This is a genomic window from Pseudoalteromonas sp. S1612 (assembly GCF_005887175.1).
Lineage (GTDB): Bacteria > Pseudomonadota > Gammaproteobacteria > Enterobacterales > Alteromonadaceae > Pseudoalteromonas > Pseudoalteromonas undina.
Window position 1 is genome coordinate 1 of record NZ_PNDH01000017.1, and the last position, 24,023, is coordinate 24,023.

Below are 24,023 nucleotides of genomic sequence, written 5' to 3' on the forward strand. Positions count from 1 at the left end.
GCTATCAGCTATCAGCTATCAGCTAAAAATTAAAAAACCGTGTTTGTTAAATCAAGCACGGTTTTTTATTTTATATTTAAGCTAACGACTGACTGCTTATAGCTTACTGCTCTTACTTCTTAGTTATCGTTACTTGCGGCTTATCGTAGTCACTAAAATCAATGCTGACTATGTACGACCCTTTGATTGCGGGTGTGTAACTAAAGTAGTTGTAAATAGTGCTGCAATCGGCGCGCGTTGATTGGCCAAGTGTTAGGCTTTGCCCTGATGGCTGTGAATCGCTGTAGCCACAGTTAAAGCCTTCACTAAAGTCCGCATCCGCTATTTTAAATTCGTACACTTTGCCTGGGGTCGAAAATTTAACTTGAGCTTGATAAAGCGCAGGGCCGACTTGTTTAAATTGATATTGAGGTTCTGCATCCCATAATGTGAAATCCCCTCTTAAATAAATACTGCGATCCAATTCTTGCTGCGGCAACACGTCGTTAATCGAAATTTGGCTGGTACAGGCCGTAAGTAAACCAGCCATTGCTAACGTTAAAATTCGTTTTATAGAGATCATCATTTGTATCCTTTGCATACAGTGAATACTAAAAAGCCAGCATAATGCTGGCTTTTTAAATAGCTATAAGCTGTTATTTTTGTAATACAGAAATATCTGCAATTTCTAAAAATAACCCGCTAAGCTGGCTTAAAAGCGCAAGACGGTTTTGCTTAACCGCTTCATCGTCGGCCATTACCATGACATTGTCAAAAAAGTTATCAACACTCTCACGAATGCCTGCTAATTGGCTTAATGCCTCTTGGTAGTTTCCATCGCTGTACAGTGGTGCTAAATCAGTGGCAAATTTTGCAACTTGCGAAGCCAATACTTTTTCAGCATCATCACTGAGTAAGCTCTGTTCGACATTGCCTTGGCTTGTAATGTCATTCTTAGCCAGAATATTACTTACACGCTTATTAGCCGCTGCAAGCGATTCTGCGGCGTCTAATGTACGGAAATGACTTACGGCTTTAACTCGGCGATCAAAGTCAACAGGCTTCGTTGGACGACGCGCTAGTACGGCTTGAATCACATCTACTTCAATGCCTTCGTCTTGATACCAAGCACGGAAGCGCCCTAGCATAAAGTCAAACACATCTGTTGATACATTTAGGTTAGTCAGCTTTTCACCAAACAGAGTTTGTGATTTAGCAACAAGATCTAAAATATCAAGCGGTAGCTGTTTTTCTACCATGATACGTAATGCACCAATAGCAGCACGACGAAGTGCAAATGGGTCTTTATCACCTTTTGGTGCTTGGCCTATACCAAAAATACCCACCAGCGTATCAAACTTATCGGCAATGGCGACTGCACAGCTGATCACATTAGTTGGTAAGTTGTCACCGGCAAAACGTGGCATGTATTGTTCGTTTTGTGCCACTGCGACTTCTTCTGCTTCACCATCGTGACGCGCGTAATGCATTCCCATTACACCTTGTACGTCGGTAAATTCCATTACCATTTCGGTCATTAAGTCAGTTTTACTTAATAAGCCAGCGCGAGCTGCCAGTGCTTTGTCGGCACCAAGTTGCTCTGCAATGTAACCTGCCAGTTCACTAATACGCTGTGACTTATCTTTAAGCGTACCAAGTTGTTTTTGGAACAATACGCTATCAAGAGATTCTAAACGGCTTTCTAATGTTTTCTTTTTATCTGTTTCAAAGAAGAACTGTGCATCAGCTAAACGCGGGCGCACTACTTTTTCGTTACCAGAAATAACCACACTAGGATCTTTACTTTCGATGTTAGAGACAAACAAAAACTTATTTAAAAGTTTGCCGTCTTGATCTAATAACGGGAAGTATTTCTGATCATCCTTCATGGTGTAAATAAGCGCTTCAGCAGGTACATCTAAAAATGCTTCTTCAAATGTGGCTGTTAGCGTTACTGGCCATTCTACCAATGAAGTAACTTCTTCAAGTAAGTCTTCATTCATAGCAACAACGGCATTAACTGCTTTGGCTGCGTCTTCTATTTGCGTGCGAATCTGTGCTTTACGCTGTTCGTAGTCAGCAATAACGTAAGCTGATTTAAGTACATCAAACACCTCATCAGCATGATCAATGCTAATTTTTTCAGGGTGATGAAAACGATGGCCTTGCAATTGATTGCTCACTTGCTTACCAAGAATTTCACCTTCAACCAGTTCACTACCGAATAAAATAGTCACGGTATGCACAGGGCGAATAAATTGTGTTTTATTCGCACCCCAACGCATTGGTTTAGGAATAGGTAACTTAGCGAGCGCTTTGCTTATAGCGTCGATCATTAACGTTTTGGTTTCTTGCCCTGCTACTTTAGCAATGTGCAATAACCATGCGCCCTTATCTGTTTCTAGTGTTTGCGCATCTTTTACTTCAATACCACAACCACGAGCCCAACCCATGGCTGCTTTAGTTGGGTTACCCTCAGCATCAAAAGCGGCTTTAGTTGCAGGGCCACGTTTTTCAACTTCTTTGTCTTGTTGTTTAGCTTCAAGTGCTTTTACTTGTAAACCTAAACGACGTGGCGATGCATACCAGTTCACACCTTGGTGACCTAGTTCTAGACTTTCTAATTCTGCTGTTAAGTTTGCAGCAAAGGCTTCGGCTAATTTACGAAGTGCTTTTGGTGGCAACTCTTCGGTGCCAATTTCTACTAATAAATTTTCTGCTGACATGCTTACTTATCCTTACACAGCGGGAAACCAAGTGCTTCACGTGCATCGTAATAACTTTGTGCACACGCTTTTGATAACGCACGAACGCGTAAAATATAACGTTGACGCTCGGTTACTGAAATAGCATGGCGTGCGTCTAATAAGTTAAATGCGTGCGATGCTTTCATTACTTGCTCGTAGGCTGGTAATGGTAGGCTTGCTTCAATTAGCTTTTGGCTCTCAGCTTCACATTTATCAAATTGTTCAAATAAGTCGGCTACGTTTGCATGTTCAAAGTTATAGGTTGATTGCTCAACTTCATTTTGATGGAACACATCACCGTAAGTTACGCGCCCAAATGGGCCGTCTGCCCATACTAGGTCGTAAATACTATCTACGCCTTGAATGTACATTGCTAAACGCTCTAGGCCGTAAGTAATCTCGCCCGTTACCGGTGAGCATTCTAAACCGCCCACTTGCTGGAAGTAGGTAAACTGCGTTACCTCCATGCCATTTAACCAAATTTCCCAACCTAGGCCCCACGCACCTAATGTAGGTGATTCCCAGTTATCTTCTACAAAGCGAACTTCGTCAGTTAGGGTATCAATACCTACAGCAGCTAAAGAACCTAAGTAAAGCTCTTGAATATTGTCTGGAGATGGTTTTAACACAACTTGGAATTGGTAGTAATGTTGTAAGCGGTTTGGGTTCTCACCGTAACGGCCATCGGTAGGACGACGACACGGTTGAACGTATGCGCTCGACATTGGCTCTGGGCCAATTGATTTTAAAAATGTTTGCGGGTGAAATGTCCCTGCGCCCACTTCCATGTCAAGTGGTTGAATAATGACACAGCCTTGCTGTGCCCAATAATCCTGTAAAGCCAGGATCAAACCTTGAAAGGTTTTAACGTCATATTTTTGCATATTTGGCTTTTTATTATCTGAGAAGTAGCGTGAAAATTACCCTCAGTATACCTTGTGCACACTCAGGTTTTAAGCAGTTTGTGCGTTTGAAAAAATAAAAAAGGAGCCTAAGGCTCCTTTTTTGTGATTACGATAATGTTTTATACGTCTAAGTTAACCACACGCAGTGCGTTCGTTTCAATAAACTCACGACGCGGCTCAACTTGATCGCCCATTAATGTGGCAAATAATTGATCCGCTGCAACAGCATCTTCAATTGTTACTTGCAACATACGGCGTGCGCTAGGATCCATGGTGGTTTCCCAAAGCTGATTTGGGTTCATTTCACCCAGTCCTTTATAGCGTTGAATGTAGATCCCGCGCTTAGACTCTGCGATCAACCATTCCAATGCATCCACAAAGTTATCAACAGGTTTTGTTTTCTCACCACGTTGGATATATGCACCCTCTGTGATGATATTAGCAATGTTTTTACCTGTTACAGCAATGCGTTGGTAGTCTCTTGATGTAATAAAGTCATAATGAAGTACATGTGCTTTATCCACACCATGCTGACGAATATTCACAACTGGATAATAGAGGTTACGCTCTGTATCGTGCTCAGTTCCCGCATGGAAAATAGTTGCATCTTCGTCACGTTCAATTAAGTCATCAACCAGCTCTTTAGTCCAAGCAATTACCTTAGCTTCGTCTGAAAGGTCTTCTTTTTTCAGCTCACTTTGGTAAATCAAACGGTTCATAACTGTGTTCGGATACTTACGCTTTAAGCGTTCGATAACTTTAACCGTATTTTGATAATCGTGAACAATTGACTCTAATGCTTCACCATCAACCGCTTCAGCACTATCACTAGTGTACAGAGCTGCATTGCTTAGCGCTAAAGATGTAAGGTAATCAACTAATGCTGGATCATCTTTAATATAACGCTCTTGCTTGCCTTTTTTCACTTTATAAAGTGGAGGCTGAGCAATATAAATGTACCCACGTTCAACAATTTCCGGCATTTGACGATAGAAGAACGTTAGTAGCAAGGTACGAATGTGAGAACCATCCACGTCGGCATCGGTCATGATAATGATGCGATGATAACGTAATTTTTCAGGGTTATATTCGTCACGGCCAATACCACAACCTAGTGCAGTAATTAGCGTTGCCACTTCTTGTGAAGAAAGCATTTTATCAAAACGTGCTTTTTCTACGTTTAAGATTTTACCTTTAAGCGGAAGAATCGCTTGATTCTTACGGTTACGACCCTGCTTGGCTGAACCGCCAGCTGAGTCACCCTCCACTATATATAGTTCAGATTGGGCTGGATCTTTTTCTTGGCAATCCGCTAGTTTACCCGGTAAACCAGCTAAATCCATAGCACCTTTACGGCGGGTCATTTCACGTGCTTTACGGGCTGCTTCACGCGCGCGTGCTGCATCAATAATTTTGCCAACAACAATTTTAGCATCCATTGGGTTTTCTAATAAAAACTCAGTGAATTTTTCAGCCATGGCTTGCTCAACGGCAGACTTAACTTCACTAGATACTAGCTTGTCTTTTGTCTGTGATGAGAACTTAGGATCAGGCACTTTAACACTAACAACAGCCGTTAAGCCTTCACGAGCATCATCGCCCGTTGCGTTACTGGTTGTTTTAGCTTTTTTGTTAAAGCCTTCTTTTTCCATGTAGTTATTCAGCGTACGTGTTAGCGCAGATCTAAAACCAGCTAAGTGAGTACCACCATCACGTTGTGGAATGTTATTAGTAAAACAGTAAATGTTTTCTTGGAACGCATCATTCCACTGCATTGATACTTCTACACTAATACCGTCTTCTTCACGTTCGTGAGTAAAGTGGAATACCCCTTTGTGTACAGGCGTTTTATTACGGTTTAAGTATTCAACGAACGCTCTAATACCACCTTCGTATTTAAAATGGTCACTCTTATTTTCTTCGCGCTCATCATTTAAAATGATGCTCACACCTGAGTTCAAAAACGATAACTCGCGTAAACGCTTAGCTAAAATATCGTAATGGAAATCTAGGTTAGTAAACGTTTCTGCACTTGGCCAAAAACGTAACTCAGTACCGGTTGTTTCAGAATCACCAATAGCTGCAAGTGGTGCATCTGGAACACCCATAGTGTAAAACTGCTCGTAAAGTTTACCTTCACGACGAATAGTTAGTTTTAACTTTTCTGATAATGCATTTACTACCGATACACCAACACCGTGTAAGCCACCTGATACTTTATAAGAGTTATCATCAAACTTACCACCAGCGTGTAATACCGTCATAATAACTTCAGCTGCAGATACACCTTCTTCTTCATGTATAGAAGTAGGAATACCACGGCCGTTATCTCTTACAGATACCGAACCGTCTAAGTGAATTGTGACAAATATATCATCACAGTGACCGGCTAAGGCCTCATCGATAGAGTTATCAACGACCTCAAACACCATGTGGTGTAAGCCCGTACCATCATCGGTGTCCCCTATATACATACCAGGACGCTTTCTTACTGCATCTAATCCTTTAAGTACTTTAATACTCGACGAATCATAATTCTCAGACATGGTTAATCCCACTTATCTTGTTATTAGGTTGCCATGTTTCACGTGGAACATTTTTAGTTCTCGTTTCATGGGTTCCACCACAGCAGAAATACTTTCAGATAAAATTGAAGAAATAAATATTTGAGAACTGCAATGAGTCAATAACTGACCCACTTTCTCTTTTGTATCTTCGCTTAGCTCTGAAGGTAAATCATCTATTAGCAATATAGATTGCTTATCTGTCTCTGACTCAATCAAACTATTTTGCGTTACTTTTAACGCATACAACAATAGCTTTAACTGCCCGCGTGAGAATACATTCTCAACACTGCTGCCAGCGACACTAAAACTAAAATCAGCCTTATGAGGGCCTTTACTAGTAAAGCCTTGGCGAGCATCTCGCTCAAAGCTTTGCTCTAACGCATCAGAAAGAGATTCGGTCTCTTTCCAGCCTGCATTAAAGCTAATTTCTAGATCACGTATTAGCGTTAATTCTGCACACATTTTATCAAAAAACTGCTGCTTAAACCTAGTTATATACGCGATTCTTAATTTATTTATTTGTTCAGCCAGTCTAACAAATTCTTTGTCCCAAAACTTGATTTGGTCAAAATAATTCTTAGGCTTAGATTTCAACAATGCATTGCGCTGTTTTAGCACTTTATTAAACGATTGCCATAAGAAAAAAAACTCATGTTCCACGTGGAACAAACCTAAGTCTAAAAATTTTCTGCGCTCTTTAGGGCCACCAAAAAATAATGAATAGCTTTCTGGTGTAATAACTTGCACTGGCATAAGTTGAGCAAGTTCAGATACTTTTCGACTCGCCTTACCCTGTATTTTTAAATTGGTTTCACCCGTTTGGGTTTTACTTATCCCTATTGGAATAGATAAATCGTGTAACGCTTTGCGGCCATGAATAACAAACTGATCTTGTTGATGAGCGATGATGCTTTTATGTTTAGAGGTTCGGAAAGATTTGCCGTGAGAAAGGTAATAAATAGCCTCTAAAAGGCTGGTTTTTCCGCTGCCGTTTTCACCATAAATTATATTAACGCCGTTAACTGGTTCTAGCGTCAGTGCCTCAATATTACGAAAATATTTGAGGCTCAAATGACTTAAGCTCATTATGTATTTATAATCTTATAAACGCATTGGCATAACAACGTACATAGCTTCTTCATCGCCGGCACCTTCTATAAGTGCACTACTGTTTGAATCGGCAAGGGTAAATAATACATCTTCGGTTTTTAATGTATTTAGTACATCTAATACATAAGAGACATTAAAGCCTATTTCTAGGTCATCACCCTCGTACATTACTTCAACCACTTCTTCAGCTTGCTCTTGCTCTGGGTTGTTGGCTGTAATTTTTAATAAACCGTTTGATAAATTTAAGCGTACACCACGAAACTTTTCGTTCGATAAAATCGACACACGCTGAAAAGCATTACGAAGCCATTCACGATTCGCGGTAATTACCTTATCGCCACCGCGCGGTAAAACACGACGGTAATCAGGGAATCGACCATCAACTAATTTACTCGTAAAGGTAAATTCAATATCAATAATACGAATGTGGTTGGCACCAAACTGAATAGTTACCAGCTCTTGATCAGCAACCATTAGACGCATAATTTCTTGTACGCCTTTGCGCGGTATAATTAATTGGCGCTGTGTATTTAACGACTGACCTAGTTGTTTTTGTGCAATAGCTAAACGATGCCCATCAGTGGCAACTGTTTTTATATCGCTGTTATCTACTTCGAACGACATGCCGTTTAAGTAATAACGCACATCTTGGTTTGCCATTGAGAAGTGTGTGCTTTCAAGTAATTTACGTAATTCTAAACGCGTTAGTTGAAACTCAACTTCACCATCCCACTGCTCTAAATTAGGAAAATCTTCAGCAGCTAAAGTGGTCAATGAAAAACGACTTTTCCCACTGGTTAAAAGTAACTGATGGTCTTGCAAGCTTAAAGTAAGATCAGAACCATCCGGTAAACTTTTACAAATATCGAGTAATTTTTTAGCCGGTAATGTGAGTTTAGTATCGGCAACATCGTCACCCACAAATACACTCGCCACTAACTCAATTTCAAGGTCTGTTCCTGTCATTGAAAGCTGGCCATTTTCTACCACGAGCAATACGTTAGATAAAATAGGTAACGTATGCTTGCGCTCAATGGCACCCGATACTTGTACCAATGGTTTTAAAAATTGTTCTCTTGATATTGTTATTTGCATAATAAAGTCAGCCCTAAGATGACAATGTTCTTATTAAGTTTTGGTAATCTTCTTTAATCTCGTGGCTTTCGTCACGTAATGATTTAACTTTGCGACACGCGTGCAGTACTGTTGTATGGTCGCGCCCACCAAAGGCATCCCCAATCTCAGGTAAGCTGTGATTAGTGAGTTCTTTAGATAGTGCCATGGCAACTTGGCGAGGCCTTGCTATAGAGCGGCTACGGCGCTTAGACAGTAAATCAGATACACGTATTCTATAGTATTCAGCAACCGTACGTTGAATGTTGTCTATGGTGACTAGTTTGTCTTGCAGCGCTAATAAATCACGCAGTGCTTCTTTTACAAAGTCGATAGAAATTGGGCGACCGGTAAAGTTTGCGTTAGCAATTACACGGTTTAATGCCCCTTCAAGCTCACGTACGTTTGAGCGTAATTTTTTAGCAATAAAAAATGCCACTTCATGCGGTAAGTTAATTTTACTTTGCTGGGCTTTTTTCATCAAAATAGCAACGCGTGTTTCAAGCTCTGGCGGCTCAATCGCGATGGTTAATCCCCAACCAAAACGAGATTTAAGGCGATCTTCAACCCCTTCAATCTCTTTAGGGTAACGGTCAGAGGTTAAAATAATTTGTTGGTTACCTTCTAATAATGCATTAAAGGTATGAAAGAATTCTTCTTGAGAACGTTCTTTATTAGCAAAGAATTGAATGTCATCAATCATTAATGCATCAACACTACGGTAATAACGCTTAAATTCTTCAATCGCATTATTTTGCAGTGCTTTAACCATGTCTTGAACGAAACGTTCTGAATGCATGTAAACAATTTTAGCATCTGGCTTATTAGCCATAATACCGTTGCCTACCGCATGTAATAAATGCGTTTTACCTAAGCCCGTACCACCGTAAATAAATACAGGGTTAAATGCAGAGCCAGGGTTGTCTGCTACCTGAGTGGCAGCCGCTTTTGCTAATTGGTTAGATTTACCCTCAACAAAACTATCAAAGGTATAGTTTTCTTTAATGTTTGATTTATAACCAGATTTAGGAGCTGGCTCTACAACCGGTTTTTGTTCTCGAGGCGGTTGTTTTGCCGTTGATTGCGTGCTTGGCGCTGATTGTGTTTCAACCACTGGTGCAGCTTGTGCATTTAATAGCGGCTTGCTACCTACATCAAAGCGTAACTCGGGTGCTTCTACACCACAAATTTCTACCAATAATTCATTTATTCTATTTAAGTACTTCTCTCTCACCCAATCAAGTACGAAACGATTAGGCGCATAAATCGTCAAGGTATCTTCGGTACTTTCTGCTTGAAGTGGTCTGACCCACATACTGAATTGCTGCGAAGGCAATTCATCTTGCAATACATATAAACAACTTTGCCAAACCGACAGATACACAGTAAAACTCCCAGAGATATAATTTTTATTCCCGCACATCAATAATGATTCAAAAATCACACCTGTATTGCGTTTAAATGGCTCAATAAGCAGCCCAAGACCGACTATTATGAATGCACTTTATCCACAAGTAAAAGATTGATTTTTGTAAAATTGTTGATATCGATGTATAAATATAATAACAGACTGATTTAAATAGCTTTTTATTTTAAAGCTTGATTAGAGATCATAACAAAACTGGCAGCAGATCGCGACCACAATTTACGATCTAATTTACTTTTCCCATGCTTTTATTCACTTTTTATACAGGGGCTGTGGAAAACTTCTTATTTATGATGTTCCTATCGGATCATGAAAATTGATCATAAATAAACATGCTTTACGCACTCTATTATGATTGACTTTTCGTCACTTCATCTATAATATCTCGCGCTCGCAATGGCACCTGTGCCAGGATCGCGACCTGCATAGGATGTTTTAACTTTAACCGATCGGATGAGATTGTTATGAAAAGAACTTTTCAACCTAGCGTTTTAAAACGCAAACGTACACACGGTTTCCGTGCTCGTATGGCAACTGTAAATGGCCGTAAAGTATTAGCTCGTCGCCGTGCTAAAGGCCGCAAAGTTCTTTCTGCTTAATTTATAAGTGGAAGACTTTAGCTTTGGCAGGGAGTTACGTCTGTTAACTCCCTCGCATTACTCTCGCATATTTAACGAACCCGCTCGGGCTGCAACTCCTTTCTTTACCTTATTAGCAAAACCAAGTGACCAGTCTAAACCTAGGTTAGGCCTTACTGTTGCTAAAAAACGTGTAAAAAAGGCATGTCAACGAAACCGTATTAAACGTCTTGCTCGCGAAAGTTTTCGTTTAAACCAACACACGCTCGATAATATTGATATTGTGTTGATGGTTAAAAGTGGCATTGATGAACAGTCTAATGAAGAATTAACCAAACAACTTACAAAGCTGTGGCGTAAGATTAATGAACGCTGCAAACCTGGTGCCCCTAAACCGCCACCATTTAAAAAACGCCCAAACAAATCAGCTAAATCGACTAAACAAACCCAATAGCAATAGAATTACAGGGTTAATTAAGGTATCTTTAGCTCACCTTTTAATCATGCGTTTAAAATCTCATAGTGAGTCTTTAAATACATGGTATCTATTCACTAAACATAACGTAGGGGCATGTACAACATGAGGTTACTTAAACCACTTGCTGCTTTACCAACACGTTGTTTAGTTTTATTTATCCGCGGTTATCAAAAGTGGATTAGCCCGCTATTAGGTCCGCATTGTCGTTTTAATCCAACATGCTCTAGTTACGCTATTCAAGCAATTAATTTGCATGGATCGGTAAAAGGGAGTTGGTTAGCTGTTAAACGCATATTAAAATGCCATCCTTTACATTCAGGCGGAGACGACCCCGTTCCTGAAAAATTAACCCGTATTAACCACCAACACGAGAAATAAGAGCTGTTATGGAATCGCAACGCACGTTTTTATTCATCGGCCTAATGCTAGTGTCGTTTTTATTATTTCAAGAGTGGAATAATGACTACAACACACCAAAAGCCGATCCTAGTGCCACAACACAAACACTAAAAGCAAATTCACCAGAATCAGATGATTATGTTCCAGCTTCATCAGACTCAGGTTTACCTGCTTCAACAACTTTAGCTAAACGCGCTGTTATAAATATTACAACAGACGTGTTTAAAGTAAAAATTGACACCAAAGGTGGTGACATTGTTGAAACAGACTTAATTGATTATAAAGAAACCAAAGGCAGTGATGTTCCTTACATGCTACTTGGTGAGTTTGATGGTAAACAATACTTTTCACAAAGTGGTTTAATTGGTTTAAATGGCCCAGATGCATCAGCGAATGGTCGTCCTACTTACCAATCAGAACAAACTTCTTATACTTTAACGGGTGATGAACTTCGTGTTCCTCTTCAGTTTACTGATAGTAACGGTGTAAGTTTCACTAAAACCTATGTATTCAAAAAGGGTCAATATGATGTTGGCTTAGAATATAAAGTTAACAACACCACTAGCTCGCCAGTACAAGTTCAGCTTTACACACAAATAAAGCGTACCGTACAAGAAAAAGGCAGCATGGTTGATCAAAACTATTTAGGGGCTGCATACGGTACTGATGAAGAACCATACGAAAAGTATAGTTTTTCAGATATGGCCGATAAAAACCTAAACATAAACACCCAAGGTGGTTATGTTGCCTTTATACAGCATTACTTTGTAAGTGCTTGGGTACCAATGCAAGATCAAGCAAATACACTTTATAGTTTAATCACTAAAAGTAACGCGGCTATTATTGGTGTTAAAGACGAAGCGGTAAATGTTCAAGCTGGTAGTGAGCAAGTACTTACTGCGACTTATTACATGGGCCCTAAAGAGTCAGATAAACTTGAAGCGATTCACACTGACTTAGACTTAACCGTTGATTACGGTTGGTTATGGTTTATTTCTCAACCTTTATTTGTGCTATTAAAATGGTTACACAGTATTTTAGGTAACTGGGGTGTAGCAATTATTGCCATCACTATTATTGTTAAATCATTAATGTACCCACTGACTAAAGCACAGTACACCTCAATGGCTAAAATGCGTGCATTACAGCCTAAGATGAAGGCGCTAAAAGAAAAGTATGGCGATGATCGTCAAAAATTCGGCCAAGCGACGATGGAAATGTACCGTAAAGAAAAAGTAAACCCTATGGGTGGCTGTTTCCCAATTTTACTGCAAATGCCAATCTTCTTAGCCTTGTTCTATGTATTCTTAGAGTCTACAGAACTTCGTCACGCTGAATTTTTACTTTGGCTAACTGACCTTTCTGCGAAAGACCCATACTACGTATTACCAATCTTATTTGGTGCGAGTATGTTTATAACGCAAAAACTACAACCTATGACGGTTACCGATCCAATGCAGCAAAAAATGATGACCTTTATGCCGGTTATCTTCTCTGTGTTCTTCTTATGGTTCCCATCTGGTTTAGTACTTTACTGGTTAGTGTCTAACCTTATCTCTATTGTCCAGATGTTAATCATCTACCGTGGCATGGAAAAGAAAGGTATTAAAGTAAGGGGCTAACTCCCCTTACCTACAAAAAAGGCGACCTAGGTCGCCTTTTTTAATATCTGAAATTTACTCACTAAGAATAGGCGAATAAAGCGACTTTGGTACACTGCGCTCACTAAAGCTCACACCCGTTATTGTCAGAGAGAAAATAGCTAAACCTATCGCCACGTAACCTGATATGCCTAACCACTCAAAAACAGTTTTTTTACGCCTTACTCTGAGCCAACTCATATATATGCCAACAGCACTAACAAAACTCATAAAACCGCCGAATAGCGCCCAAATAAGTTTAGTGCCGAGGCCCGCAAAGTTACCAAAATGCAAAGGATCGGCAGTATCTTTAATACGAGGAATAAGCGGTAAATCCTCTCCTTTTTGTACTGCTAATACTGTACCTGTCGTTGGCTGTAAATACACACGATTGGCGCGTAAGCGAAGTAAAATATCATCGTTATAGCCACGTACTTCAATAGGTTGATTCTTTTTATTACCATAACGTATATAGCGAATATCAAGCGTCGGAAATGCCTGCTGCGCAGCGTTATAAGCCTGAGTTAAGCTTATTGGTGTTGCATTAACAGTGGGTATTTGTTTTTTAAATTCACTAACAGCGACTGGTGGTGCAATATAATGCTTTATTTTCGCTGTTTGCAAACCATGTTCAATAAGGTACCACAGACCTGTTGTGGCTATGATAGCCATAAACCACATAATCCATAACCCAAGAAACTTATGCCAATCAGACCAGCCATTACGTTTATCTAAAACTAGCTGGGCAGGCTTTTTAAAAAAGCCCTGCCACCAGCGACGATACACATAAAAACTCGAAACCAGCAGAATAACCAATAAAATACTTAAGCTTGTAACAATTAGCTTACCTATCCAGCCCATGGATAAATACATGTGCCAGTTACGTAAAAACCGTGAAGCACGTGCCCATTCCCCCTCACCTAACACATGCCCTGTGGCTGCATCTAAATAAATAAACCGAAATGCGTCATCTATTTTTAGTGCAACTTCCAAAGCCAAGTATTCTTGCTTATGGCGCTGAAGATACAACACTTGTGCACCTGAATAATGCTTGTTGAGGGTATTTTCAATGGCTTGATAGTTGGTGATTGAAGAGGACGTTAACGCACGATACTTACTGTCTGTCAGGTATTCAATTTCATGACTTAGCGTCGCAAGTGTACCAGATAAACAAACAACAAAAAGCAGGACACCAACAAAGAGCCCTGCCCATGAATGCAGATTAAACCATTGTCTAGCGTTCACACGCCACCTTTAAAAGCTGTATTTAGCACTAAGATAAATACGGCGAGGTTCACCTGGGAAGTGCCCTGTACGTTCAATAAAGCCACTACTAGCATATTCTTTATCAAACAAATTTTTAACCGACAATTGCCACTGCCAATTATCTACTGTGGTTTGCCATGCCATATTATAAATAGTGTAAGGCTTAACTTGTTGACCACCTAAGCTTAGCTGTTCGTCAACATAGTCTAAACCGGCAGAAATAGAGGAAGAGAAGCGAGGAAGCTCGTAGCGTGTCCAAATGCCCACTGTATTTTGTGGGGCATTAGCAAACTTATCACTATCAGGGATTTGATTACGAATGCTTTCATTCGCTTTAGTGATACGGGTATCATTATAGGCATAGTTAGCGGTCACAACCCAGCGCTCGGTAATATCACCAACCACTTCAATTTCAAATCCTTTACTTTCTACTTCACCTACAGCCACTAGGTCGTCAACACCATCGCCAGCCACATCACCTAATAAGCTTGCTTGGAGGATATTTTCACGAACAATATTGTAAGCGGACAAATTAACTGCCAAGCTATCATCAAGCAGTTTACTTTTTAAACCAACTTCATTGATACGGCTTGTTTCTGGAGAAAATGGCCCACCCTTAGCCGTTTCTTGATCACTTGCACTTTGTGGAACAAAGCCCGTACCGTATAAAGCATAGGGGTAGAAAGTATCGTTAATGTTATAAGTTGTACCCACACGATAAGTCACATCACTATCTGAAAACTCAGTTTGATTTAACTCGTCTTTATCTTCAAAGCGATCATATCTTAACCCTGCGGTGATACTCCAATTAGTGGTAATATCGAGCTGATCTTGAACATAAGCACCAAAACGAGTGCTATTCGTTCGACCTAACCGTGGTGTTATGCTATCTAAATTATAATCATCAGCCGCTGTAAGACCATACTCAGGGTTGTGAAGATCAAGCCCAGGTACAGGCCCACCTTGACTCTGTTGCTTTGCCGTACGATAAACACTTTCAAAGCTATGCTCATACCAATCACTACCCAGTAATACTTGATGTTGCATATCAGCCAATACAAACTCCGCAACCGCATTAGCCGTTAAACTAAAACCTTCATTCTCACGAACTTGATCACGAAACTCTCGATCACTCCAATCAAGCACACCATCACCATCTGTATCATCGAGTCCTTTCGGTTCATGATAGTTTTGCACTTCTTTATTATCGAAATAACGAGCCGTAATATCCGTTCGCCAAACATCATTAATATCGTGCTTTAAAGTAGCTTGATAAACATGAGCTTCAACATTTTGAAAGTCAGTCGCTTCATTATGATTCCAGCTAATATCTGTAATAAATTGGCCATTATCATCAGCGGGGACACCGCGTAAACGTGCACCACCTAATTCTTGCTCAATAAAAGTGTATTGCGTAGTCAGCTCTGTCGCACTATTAATTAACCAAGTATAACCAAGATCAACAATGGTGTTATCGCTACTGGTATTAGTACGAAATGGATTTTCTGAATCACGATATAAACCAACACGGTACGCATGGTTATCGAGCGATTCACTTAGCGTACCAGTACTTTGTATTGCCCCACTGAAAAAGTCATCATTACCTACTTCAACTTCAATGCTGTGCTCATCAGTAAACTTTGGCTTTTTAGTTACATAATTAATAATGCCGCCAGGGTTTCCGCTACCATAAATAGCGCCCGCAGGGCCTTTTAATACGGCAACTTGTTCAATATTAAATAACTGTGGAACAGCAAAACCATTAAATGGGTCGCCTTTTACACCATCGTATAAGATCTCATCTTGGCGAAAACCACGAAACGTCACCCCGGAATAACTAAATGCGTTAACCCCTGCAATATTGCTATATAAATCGGTAATTTGACGTGCAGCCTGATCGTTAATTAACGCTTGGGGAAGAATTTGAATGGACTGCGGGATTTTCTCAATTGGGGTATTTGTGCGAGTCCCAAAACTGGATTCTGTTGGTCTGTATAAAGAAAAAGCACGGCCAACAACATCAATAGTTTCTATTTCATTTTCAATATTTTGATTTTCAGCAAGTGAAGAACCTGAAAAACTGACTAGAACAGCCAATAAAACTGGAGAATAGCGCATAAAGTTTAAGTACGTAGAAAAATAATACGCATATGCTAATGAATATAGTTATCATTTTCAATAACTGATTATTAATTAAAACTAAATAATGAAATGCTTAAAATGTATCTGCTGACGCATTTTTACATACAGCTATTCGCATGAAATAAAGCCATAGGTTACAATACAAACCAGCATTCACTTTCATATTGGCAATTTCAAACGCATGATTAATCAAGACACTATCGCAGCACAAGCAACCGCACCAGGACGTGGTGGGGTTGGTATTATTCGTGTTTCAGGCAGCCTAGCAAAGCAAGTCGCTGAGAAAATAGTAGGCAAAATACCTAAAGTTCGCTTTGCCGACTACGTGCCTTTTAATAACCTTGCAGGTCAGCAACTTGACCAAGGTATTGCAATTTACTTTGCCGGCCCACACTCATTTACCGGTGAAGACGTACTCGAACTTCAAGGCCATGGTGGCCCTGTTGTCCTTGATATGCTACTTAAAGAAATAAGTAAAATAGACGGTGTACGTTTAGCAAAGCCTGGTGAATTCTCTGAGCGTGCGTTCATGAACGACAAGCTTGATTTAACTCAAGCTGAAGCTATTGCAGATTTAATTAATGCAACCAGTGAGCAAGCGGCTAAAAGCGCCCTACAGTCACTTCAAGGCCAATTCTCTAAGCACATAGAAACCTTAGTAGAAAAAGTCATTCACTTACGTATGTATGTAGAAGCGGCTATTGATTTTCCTGATGAAGAAATCGATTTTTTATCAGACGGAAAAGTCGGCGGTGATTTAAATGCCATTATTGAGCAGCTTAATGCCGTAACCAATCAAGCCAAACAAGGCAGCATAATGCGCGAAGGTATGCGCGTCGTAATTGCTGGTCGCCCTAATGCAGGTAAATCAAGCTTACTTAATGCATTAGCAGGGCGAGAAGCGGCCATCGTAACTGAAATAGCTGGCACCACTCGTGACGTATTACGTGAGCATATACATATAGATGGTATGCCACTGCATATAATCGACACCGCAGGCTTACGAGAAAGCCCAGATAAAGTTGAGCAAATAGGTATTGAACGTGCCTGGGATGAAATAAACCAAGCCGATCGGGTATTATTTATGCTTGATGGTACCGATACAACTGATACCGATCCACATGCTATTTGGCCTGAATTTATGGCTAAATTACCCCAAGGTATGGGCGTAACCGTGATCAGGAATAAAGCCGATTTATCTGGTGATACGGTTGGTATGAATCAAGAGCAACAATATCCGGTCATCAGTTTAAGCGCTAAAAATGCTGACGGTATAGAACTAGTGCGTGAGCACTTAAAAGCCTGCATTGGTTTTGATGGTGCCACAGAAGGAGGCTTTATGGCACGCCGTCGTCACTTAGATGCACTGGAACACGCAGCCTATCACTTAGATACGGGTAAAACACAATTAGAGATGCACGTGGCCGGTGAAATCCTCGCTGAAGAACTGCGTTTAACACAGCAGTATCTTAACGAAATAACTGGTGAATTTACTTCTGATGATTTGCTTGGCAAAATTTTCAGCTCGTTCTGTATCGGTAAATAGTTGAACTAATAATTGAATCATTAAGGGCACCTAGGTGCCCTTTTTAATGCCCTACTATTTTTAATATGACTCGCCAAAATGTATTTTAATAACTCACTTTAAAAACCAAACAGGCTAAAAGATACAGCTAAATTGCACCAATATTAGCCTCCATTCATGTTTAAAAATGTGTTTAAGGCAGATGAGCTAAACCTATAATCACACCAAACAACAGATAAACTACCTACATTAATAGTAAAAAATTAAGCTTATTTCGCCCTAAAAGAGAACCTATTACATTAGCTTTCCAAGCTTGGGCATAGGTAATTATCAAACCATAAAAATAAAACGTACCTAAAAAGTAAGCTTGATCGCCCACTCCACCAGCAAAACATAGTTAATTTCTTAGTTTAAATTGATGAAGGTTATTTTTTTGCAGATCAGTTATCCACAATTGGGGTTTTATTGCCTTAAAAACTGAGTTAAAAGCGATAAAAAGTAAAAATATGCTGTGTTTAAATAAGCTAAATAGCGATTTTTAGAAAATAAAAATGGATTTGTAGTCTGATCTGCATAAATAGATCATTTTTTAAAATTATTTTCGATCCCAATTTTAAGTTATCAACATGCTTTGTATCCACACTAAGATCAACACGCCTTTATCTATAAATTTGTACTAGCTGGTGGTTAACACTCAATATAAAATCAATAACTTAGCAAACTATTAATAATGTTGGTTTTTAGTTAAGCAGAGCTTTCCCCAACCTTATCAACAACTTGATCAGAAGATTACATTTAAAGATATTTTGTTAAATCATTAATAATCAACAAGTTAAGCAAGAAATTAATACCAAGGCTTAAATTACCACAAAAATAGTTATACAAAATAACACTCTTAACTTTACTGTTATACTCACTGAGCTATCATAGGCAGCAATTAAAACTAATAGTGATCAGCCATATTCATGAGTTCAGTAAATATTATCGTTGGTAGTCAAATGGGATCCGCCGAGTACGTTGCAGAGCAGTTAAATGATGCACTTAACAACCAAGGGATTAATAGCCAACTACATGATCAACCTGAATTTAATGAAATAGATCAACAAAATACTATTTGGTTGGTTTGTACATCAACCTACGGTGCGGGTGATTACCCTGACAACCTGATTGGTTTTATCGAACAAGTATCGCAAGTGGATGATCTTTCGCATTTAAAGTATTCGGTTATTGCGCTTGGCGATACTAGTTACGACACTTATAACCTTGCAGGACGTAATGTAGATACTCTTTTAAGCCAAAAAGGCGCTGTAAAAGTAGCACAACGTTTAGAGCTTAATATTCTTGATGAAGCACTGCCCGAAGATACGGCCTTAGCTTGGTTAGACTCATGGATAGCACAGACAGGTTTAAAATAGAAAGATCAAGCGAAAAGTTATAAATAAAGTTACCCACAATTTGCTAATAATTTAATAAGTTTTGTGGATAAACACTGATTAAACTGCTTTTTTAGCCATGCTTATCCATGGGATAAGATCGAGACTTGATCGGCCTGTGTATAACAGCCAGTTTTGATCAGAGCTTATTTGCCTGAAGATCCGATCATACTAACACCTTTAGATCCGATCTAATTATATGTTTTTAATCATGATCTAAAGCTTATCAACAGAAAACCCGATCAGTAGTAGTAATAGTATTAAAAGATCTCTTTAAAAGATCCTTTATATTATTAGAGATCACTTACTTAGATCTTGAGCACTGTTTAATCATTTATCTTCTGCTAATTTCTAGGTAGAATACGCTCCCTTTTGAAGTTTACTGGTTTGATTTAAGTAGGATCCCATTAATGATTTTTCACGAAAATTTTGACGTTATCGTAGTAGGCGGTGGACATGCAGGCACTGAAGCCGCATTGGCAGCTGCCCGTATGGGGATGAATACCCTGCTGCTGACTCACAATATGGATACCCTTGGTCAAATGTCTTGTAACCCAGCAATTGGTGGCATTGGCAAAGGCCATCTGGTTAAAGAAATTGATGCCCTAGGTGGCGCAATGGCTCAAGCCATTGACAAAGGTGGGATCCAATTCCGTACACTTAATTCGTCTAAAGGCCCTGCTGTACGAGCGACGCGTGCACAAGCAGATCGTGCCTTGTACAAAGCCGCTATTCAAAACACACTTCAAAACCAAGAAAACTTAAAGATTTTTCAGCAATCATGTGATGATCTAATCGTTGAAAATGATCGTGTAACCGGTGTGGTGACACAAATGGGTTTACGTTTTAGTGCACCTAGTGTGGTACTAACTGTGGGCACATTCTTAGGCGGTCAAATTCATATCGGCCTTGAAAATTTCAAAGGTGGCCGAGCTGGCGATCCGCCTTCAATTGCCTTAGCTGATCGCTTACGTGAATTACCTTTTAGAGTAGATCGTCTAAAAACCGGTACGCCACCGCGTATTGATGCCCGGACTGTTGATTTTAGTAAAATGCAAGAACAACCAGGTGATGCACCAACACCGGTATTCTCATTTATGGGTAAACAAAGCGACCACCCACAACAAATTCCGTGTTACATCACTTACACCAATGAAAAAACACATGATGTTATTCGCAAAAACTTACATCGCTCACCTATGTACTCAGGTGTAATCGAAGGAATAGGCCCACGTTACTGTCCGTCTATTGAAGATAAAATTGTCCGTTTTGCTGATAAAGATAAACACCAGATATTTGTAGAGCCAGAAGGTTTAACGTCATACGAGTTATACCCTAACGGTATTTCAACTAGCTTACCGTTTGATGTACAGTTAGAAATTGTGCAATCGATCACCGGCTTTGAGAACGCACATATTTGTCGTCCTGGCTATGCTATTGAATATGACTTTTTTGATCCACGCGATTTAAAACAATCATTAGAAACAAAGTTTATTGATGGCTTATTTTTTGCTGGTCAAATTAATGGTACTACCGGTTACGAAGAAGCGGGTGCGCAAGGTCTGATCGCAGGTATGAATGCAGCATTACAAGTACAAGGTAAAGAGTCGTGGACACCACGTCGTGATGAAGCCTATGTTGGCGTACTGATTGACGACTTAGCAACACTGGGTACAAAAGAACCGTACCGTATGTTTACTAGCCGCGCTGAATACCGTTTGCTACTTCGTGAAGACAACGCTGATATTCGTTTAACTGAAAAAGGTCGTGAACTAGGTTTAGTTAACGATGAACGTTGGCAAGCATTCAACGAAAAAATGGAAGTGATCGCTAAAGAGAAACAGCGTATTAAAGATACCTGGATCCATAAAGATCATGCCATGGTTAATAAAGTAAACGAATTACTAAAAACCCCACTTGTGCGTGAAGCCAGCTTAGAAGAATTACTGCGTCGTCCAGAAGTGCGTTATAACGACTTGATGGCGATTGAAGGACTCGGATCTGAGTTCACTAATCAGGCCGCTCTAGAACAGGTTGAAATTCATACGAAGTACGCAGGCTACATTGCGCGTCAACAAGATGAGATCAATAAGCAGCTTCGTCATGAAGAAACAATTTTACCAAAAGAGTTTGATTATAAAACCGTCTCTGGTTTATCAAACGAAGTAGTTGCAAAGCTAATTGATGCTCGTCCAGACACTATCGGCCAAGCTTCGCGTATTTCTGGTATCACCCCAGCGGCGATTTCGCTATTATTAGTGTATCTGAAGAAGCAAGGCTTGTTACGCAAAACTGCGTAACGGTAAAGGTACATTGTGTTACAGCAACAATTAACAACTTTGTTAGCGCAAACTGATATTGCGCTAACACAAAAACAACAGCAACAACTTGTCCGCTATGTTGAATTACTCGATAAGTGGAATAAAGCCTATAACTTAACCTCGGTACGTTTGCCTCAAGAAATGATGGTTAAACATATAATGGATAGCCTAGTTGTTGCTCCTCACTTGACCGGTCATCATTATATTGATGTTGGCACAGGTCCTGGTTTACCGGGCATAGTGTTAGCTATTGCCTTACCTGAAACGCAGTTTGTATTATTAGATAGTTTAGGTAAACGTGTACGTTTTTTAATGCATGTTAAACATGAGCTTGGCCTTGATAATGTCACCCCGGTGCAGTCAAGAGTTGAAGAATATCAACCAAGTGTTAAATTAGATGGCGTACTAAGTCGTGCATTTGCATCGTTACAAGATATGATTGACTGGTGCTCGCACTTAATTGATCATTCAGGTAAGTTCATTGCACTTAAAGGGGTATTTCCAAGTGAGGAATTAGACTCACTCCCTACAGGTGTTAAGTTTGAGCAAAAAATTGCATTAGAAGTACCGGATTTAGATGCACAACGACATTTAATAATTCTTTCTAAAGACTAGGGATCAGAGACACTGTGGCAAAAGTCATCGCATTAGCAAATCAAAAAGGTGGAGTAGGTAAAACTACCACTGCCGTTAATCTCGCTGCATCTATGGCTGCAACGAAGCGTAAAGTGCTGTTAATAGATCTCGACCCGCAAGGCAATGCGACCATGGGCAGTGGTGTCGACAAATATGGTGACGTCCCTACTATCTATGACTTGCTCATAGAAGATAAGCCTATTGATGAAGTGATTATTAAAGAAACCTCAGGCGAATATCATATGATTGCTGCAAACGGTGATGTGACCGCTGCAGAAGTTAAGCTGATGGAATTATTTGCGCGAGAAGTACGTTTGCGTAACGCGCTTGAAAAAATACAAGATCAGTATGAGTTTATTTTTATAGACTGCCCGCCTTCTTTAAATATGTTAACCGTTAATGCCATGGCCGCTGCCGATTCTATTTTAGTACCTATGCAATGTGAATATTATGCACTGGAAGGATTAACAGCATTAATGGACACGATTACGCAACTTGCTAAGTTAGTTAACCCTAACTTACAGATTGAAGGCATACTTCGTACTATGTACGATCCGCGTAATCGACTAGCAAATGATGTATCAGAACAATTAAAACAACATTTTGGCGATAAAGTATACCGTACGGTGATCCCACGTAATGTTCGACTTGCAGAAGCCCCAAGTTTTGGTGCCCCAGCAATGTACTACGATCGAGCATCAAGTGGCGCGAAAGCTTATTTAGCTCTCGCTGGTGAAATGCTACGCAGAAAAGAAAAAACAACTCCCGTTGTCGCCTAACTTTGAGGTAAAAAAATAACATGTCTGCTAAAAAACGAGGTTTAGGCCGAGGACTCGATGCGCTTTTAAGTTCATCTAAACCTGCACCAAGCGAAGGCAAGGAACAGGACAATGCTAACGTAACCAGCGCAGTTGAAAATGCAGCGCAGCCTAGTAACAGTGAATTACAAAAACTACCGATCGAGCTTTTACACTCAGGTAAGTACCAACCTCGTAAAGACATGTCTGAAGAGGCACTCGAAGAACTCGCCAGTTCGATACGCTCACAAGGAATTATTCAACCTATCGTTGTGCGCCCTGTTGCGCATAACAGCTACGAGATTATTGCTGGTGAACGTCGTTGGCGTGCTGCGCAAATAGCTAAGCTTGAGTTTGTACCCTGTATTATTAAAGACGTACCTGATGAAGCTGCCGTTGCTATTGCTCTGATTGAAAATATTCAGCGTGAAGACTTAAACGCTATGGAAGAAGCGATTGCACTTAATCGGTTGCTTAATGAGTTTGAGTTAACGCATCAACAAGTGGCTGATGCAGTTGGTAAATCACGTACGACCGTGACTAACTTATTACGCTTAAATAATCTAAATAACGATGTAAAAATTTTGTTAGAGCATGGTGACATTGAAATGGGCCACGCACGTTGCCTGTTAGCACTTGAAGGTGAAGTGCAATCAGATGCAGCCCGTTTAGCTGTTGCAAAGGCATTGACCGTTCGCGAAACAGAAAAACTAGTACGCTCTATTTTAGAGCCAGCTCCAGCAAAAGAAGTAATAGAAAAAGACCCAGATGTTAAACAGTTAGAGCAGCAGCTTGCTGATAATCTAGGGGCAAAGGTAGAAATAAATTACAACAAAAAAGGCAAAGGGAAGTTGGTTATTTCTTACACTAATCTTGACGAGTTAGACGGTATTTTAAACCGTATCAATCAAGACTATTCCCACCATTAATTCATTGGATGTCTAAAAAGGGACATTTACAG

The 24,023-nt window shown here is 39.9% G+C and carries 19 protein-coding genes; 10 read left to right on the forward strand and 9 right to left on the reverse strand.

All coding sequences use genetic code 11. The features are described 5' to 3' along the window. Positions 1 to 112 precede the first annotated feature (112 nt). From CWB78_RS07475 to dnaA, 7 genes are all read right to left on the reverse strand, one after another. Positions 113 to 562 carry an early set domain-containing protein gene (locus CWB78_RS07475; protein WP_036985110.1) on the reverse strand — a complete coding sequence of 150 codons (450 nt, stop codon included), beginning with the start codon at positions 560 to 562 and terminating at the stop codon, positions 113 to 115. 73 nt (positions 563 to 635) lie between these two features. Next, a complete protein-coding gene (gene glyS / locus CWB78_RS07480) occupies positions 636 to 2,705 on the reverse strand; it encodes a glycine--tRNA ligase subunit beta (protein WP_138594904.1) in 2,070 nt (689 codons plus the stop codon). Positions 2,706 to 2,707: 2 nt separating this feature from the next. Beyond that, positions 2,708 to 3,610, reverse strand: a complete 903-nt coding sequence (gene glyQ, locus CWB78_RS07485) for a glycine--tRNA ligase subunit alpha (protein ID WP_010392717.1) — start codon at positions 3,608 to 3,610, stop codon at positions 2,708 to 2,710. Between the two features lie 140 nt (positions 3,611 to 3,750). Continuing rightward, positions 3,751 to 6,177: a DNA topoisomerase (ATP-hydrolyzing) subunit B gene (gene gyrB, locus CWB78_RS07490; RefSeq protein ID WP_008112961.1), complete on the reverse strand. Its 2,427-nt coding sequence runs from the start codon at positions 6,175 to 6,177 to the stop codon at positions 3,751 to 3,753. A 12-nt stretch (positions 6,178 to 6,189) separates the two neighbouring features. Continuing rightward, complete coding sequence (gene recF / locus CWB78_RS07495; protein ID WP_075169479.1) at positions 6,190 to 7,284, reverse strand: DNA replication/repair protein RecF; 1,095 nt, start codon at positions 7,282 to 7,284, stop codon at positions 6,190 to 6,192. 15 nt (positions 7,285 to 7,299) lie between these two features. Then, the gene (gene dnaN / locus CWB78_RS07500) at positions 7,300 to 8,403 is read right to left on the reverse strand and encodes a DNA polymerase III subunit beta (RefSeq protein WP_008112965.1); all 1,104 of its coding nucleotides are present in this window, start codon (positions 8,401 to 8,403) and stop codon (positions 7,300 to 7,302) included. 13 nt (positions 8,404 to 8,416) lie between these two features. Next, on the reverse strand, positions 8,417 to 9,805 hold the full coding sequence (gene dnaA, locus CWB78_RS07505; RefSeq protein ID WP_010392708.1) for a chromosomal replication initiator protein DnaA: 1,389 nt from the start codon (positions 9,803 to 9,805) through the stop codon (positions 8,417 to 8,419). A 506-nt stretch (positions 9,806 to 10,311) separates the two neighbouring features. Between dnaA and rpmH the strand changes: the two genes are divergently transcribed. From rpmH to yidC, 4 genes are all read left to right on the forward strand, one after another. After that, positions 10,312 to 10,446, forward strand: a complete 135-nt coding sequence (gene rpmH / locus CWB78_RS07510; protein WP_008112968.1) for a 50S ribosomal protein L34 — start codon at positions 10,312 to 10,314, stop codon at positions 10,444 to 10,446. A gap of 7 nt (positions 10,447 to 10,453) precedes the next feature. After that, complete coding sequence (rnpA, locus tag CWB78_RS07515; protein WP_008467046.1) at positions 10,454 to 10,879, forward strand: ribonuclease P protein component; 426 nt, start codon at positions 10,454 to 10,456, stop codon at positions 10,877 to 10,879. A 126-nt stretch (positions 10,880 to 11,005) separates the two neighbouring features. Continuing rightward, positions 11,006 to 11,281: a membrane protein insertion efficiency factor YidD gene (gene yidD / locus CWB78_RS07520; RefSeq protein ID WP_024601490.1), complete on the forward strand. Its 276-nt coding sequence runs from the start codon at positions 11,006 to 11,008 to the stop codon at positions 11,279 to 11,281. 8 nt (positions 11,282 to 11,289) lie between these two features. After that, positions 11,290 to 12,924: a membrane protein insertase YidC gene (gene yidC / locus CWB78_RS07525; protein ID WP_138594906.1), complete on the forward strand. Its 1,635-nt coding sequence runs from the start codon at positions 11,290 to 11,292 to the stop codon at positions 12,922 to 12,924. A gap of 54 nt (positions 12,925 to 12,978) precedes the next feature. On the opposite strand, the gene CWB78_RS07530 is transcribed toward yidC, so the two are convergent. Further along, entirely contained in the window at positions 12,979 to 14,187 is a 1,209-nt protein-coding gene (locus CWB78_RS07530) for a PepSY-associated TM helix domain-containing protein (protein WP_075169481.1), read from the reverse strand. 9 nt (positions 14,188 to 14,196) lie between these two features. Then, entirely contained in the window at positions 14,197 to 16,326 is a 2,130-nt protein-coding gene (locus CWB78_RS07535; RefSeq protein ID WP_138594908.1) for a TonB-dependent siderophore receptor, read from the reverse strand. Positions 16,327 to 16,531: 205 nt separating this feature from the next. Here CWB78_RS07535 and mnmE point away from each other — a divergent pair, with 205 nt between their 5' ends. The 6 genes from mnmE to CWB78_RS07565 all read left to right on the forward strand — a co-directional run bounded on the left by mnmE (position 16,532) and on the right by CWB78_RS07565 (position 23,991). After that, entirely contained in the window at positions 16,532 to 17,896 is a 1,365-nt protein-coding gene (mnmE, locus tag CWB78_RS07540) for a tRNA uridine-5-carboxymethylaminomethyl(34) synthesis GTPase MnmE (RefSeq protein WP_138594910.1), read from the forward strand. Between the two features lie 944 nt (positions 17,897 to 18,840). After that, complete coding sequence (gene mioC / locus CWB78_RS07545) at positions 18,841 to 19,290, forward strand: FMN-binding protein MioC (RefSeq protein ID WP_008112109.1); 450 nt, start codon at positions 18,841 to 18,843, stop codon at positions 19,288 to 19,290. A 428-nt stretch (positions 19,291 to 19,718) separates the two neighbouring features. Then, complete coding sequence (gene mnmG, locus CWB78_RS07550; protein ID WP_008112111.1) at positions 19,719 to 21,608, forward strand: tRNA uridine-5-carboxymethylaminomethyl(34) synthesis enzyme MnmG; 1,890 nt, start codon at positions 19,719 to 19,721, stop codon at positions 21,606 to 21,608. Between the two features lie 15 nt (positions 21,609 to 21,623). Further along, positions 21,624 to 22,244: a 16S rRNA (guanine(527)-N(7))-methyltransferase RsmG gene (rsmG, locus tag CWB78_RS07555; RefSeq protein ID WP_008112113.1), complete on the forward strand. Its 621-nt coding sequence runs from the start codon at positions 21,624 to 21,626 to the stop codon at positions 22,242 to 22,244. Positions 22,245 to 22,258: 14 nt separating this feature from the next. Next, entirely contained in the window at positions 22,259 to 23,044 is a 786-nt protein-coding gene (locus tag CWB78_RS07560) for a ParA family protein (RefSeq protein ID WP_008112117.1), read from the forward strand. A gap of 20 nt (positions 23,045 to 23,064) precedes the next feature. Further along, a complete protein-coding gene (locus CWB78_RS07565) occupies positions 23,065 to 23,991 on the forward strand; it encodes a ParB/RepB/Spo0J family partition protein (protein ID WP_008112119.1) in 927 nt (308 codons plus the stop codon). Positions 23,992 to 24,023 lie beyond the last annotated feature (32 nt).

What these genes read in the sequence shown, in the direction of transcription:
- yidC (WP_138594906.1), top strand. Translation starts at nt 11,290, where the DNA reads ATGGAATCGCAACGCACGTTTTTATTCATCGGCCTAATGCTAGTGTCG.
- CWB78_RS07475 (WP_036985110.1), bottom strand. Translation starts at nt 562, where the DNA reads ATGATCTCTATAAAACGAATTTTAACGTTAGCAATGGCTGGTTTACTT.
- recF (WP_075169479.1), bottom strand. Translation starts at nt 7,284, where the DNA reads ATGAGCTTAAGTCATTTGAGCCTCAAATATTTTCGTAATATTGAGGCA.
- mnmG (WP_008112111.1), top strand. Translation starts at nt 19,719, where the DNA reads ATGATTTTTCACGAAAATTTTGACGTTATCGTAGTAGGCGGTGGACAT.
- glyQ (WP_010392717.1), bottom strand. Translation starts at nt 3,610, where the DNA reads ATGCAAAAATATGACGTTAAAACCTTTCAAGGTTTGATCCTGGCTTTA.
- mnmE (WP_138594910.1), top strand. Translation starts at nt 16,532, where the DNA reads ATGATTAATCAAGACACTATCGCAGCACAAGCAACCGCACCAGGACGT.
- mioC (WP_008112109.1), top strand. Translation starts at nt 18,841, where the DNA reads ATGAGTTCAGTAAATATTATCGTTGGTAGTCAAATGGGATCCGCCGAG.
- rpmH (WP_008112968.1), top strand. Translation starts at nt 10,312, where the DNA reads ATGAAAAGAACTTTTCAACCTAGCGTTTTAAAACGCAAACGTACACAC.
- glyS (WP_138594904.1), bottom strand. Translation starts at nt 2,705, where the DNA reads ATGTCAGCAGAAAATTTATTAGTAGAAATTGGCACCGAAGAGTTGCCA.
- CWB78_RS07565 (WP_008112119.1), top strand. Translation starts at nt 23,065, where the DNA reads ATGTCTGCTAAAAAACGAGGTTTAGGCCGAGGACTCGATGCGCTTTTA.
- gyrB (WP_008112961.1), bottom strand. Translation starts at nt 6,177, where the DNA reads ATGTCTGAGAATTATGATTCGTCGAGTATTAAAGTACTTAAAGGATTA.
- yidD (WP_024601490.1), top strand. Translation starts at nt 11,006, where the DNA reads ATGAGGTTACTTAAACCACTTGCTGCTTTACCAACACGTTGTTTAGTT.
- CWB78_RS07535 (WP_138594908.1), bottom strand. Translation starts at nt 16,326, where the DNA reads ATGCGCTATTCTCCAGTTTTATTGGCTGTTCTAGTCAGTTTTTCAGGT.
- dnaN (WP_008112965.1), bottom strand. Translation starts at nt 8,403, where the DNA reads ATGCAAATAACAATATCAAGAGAACAATTTTTAAAACCATTGGTACAA.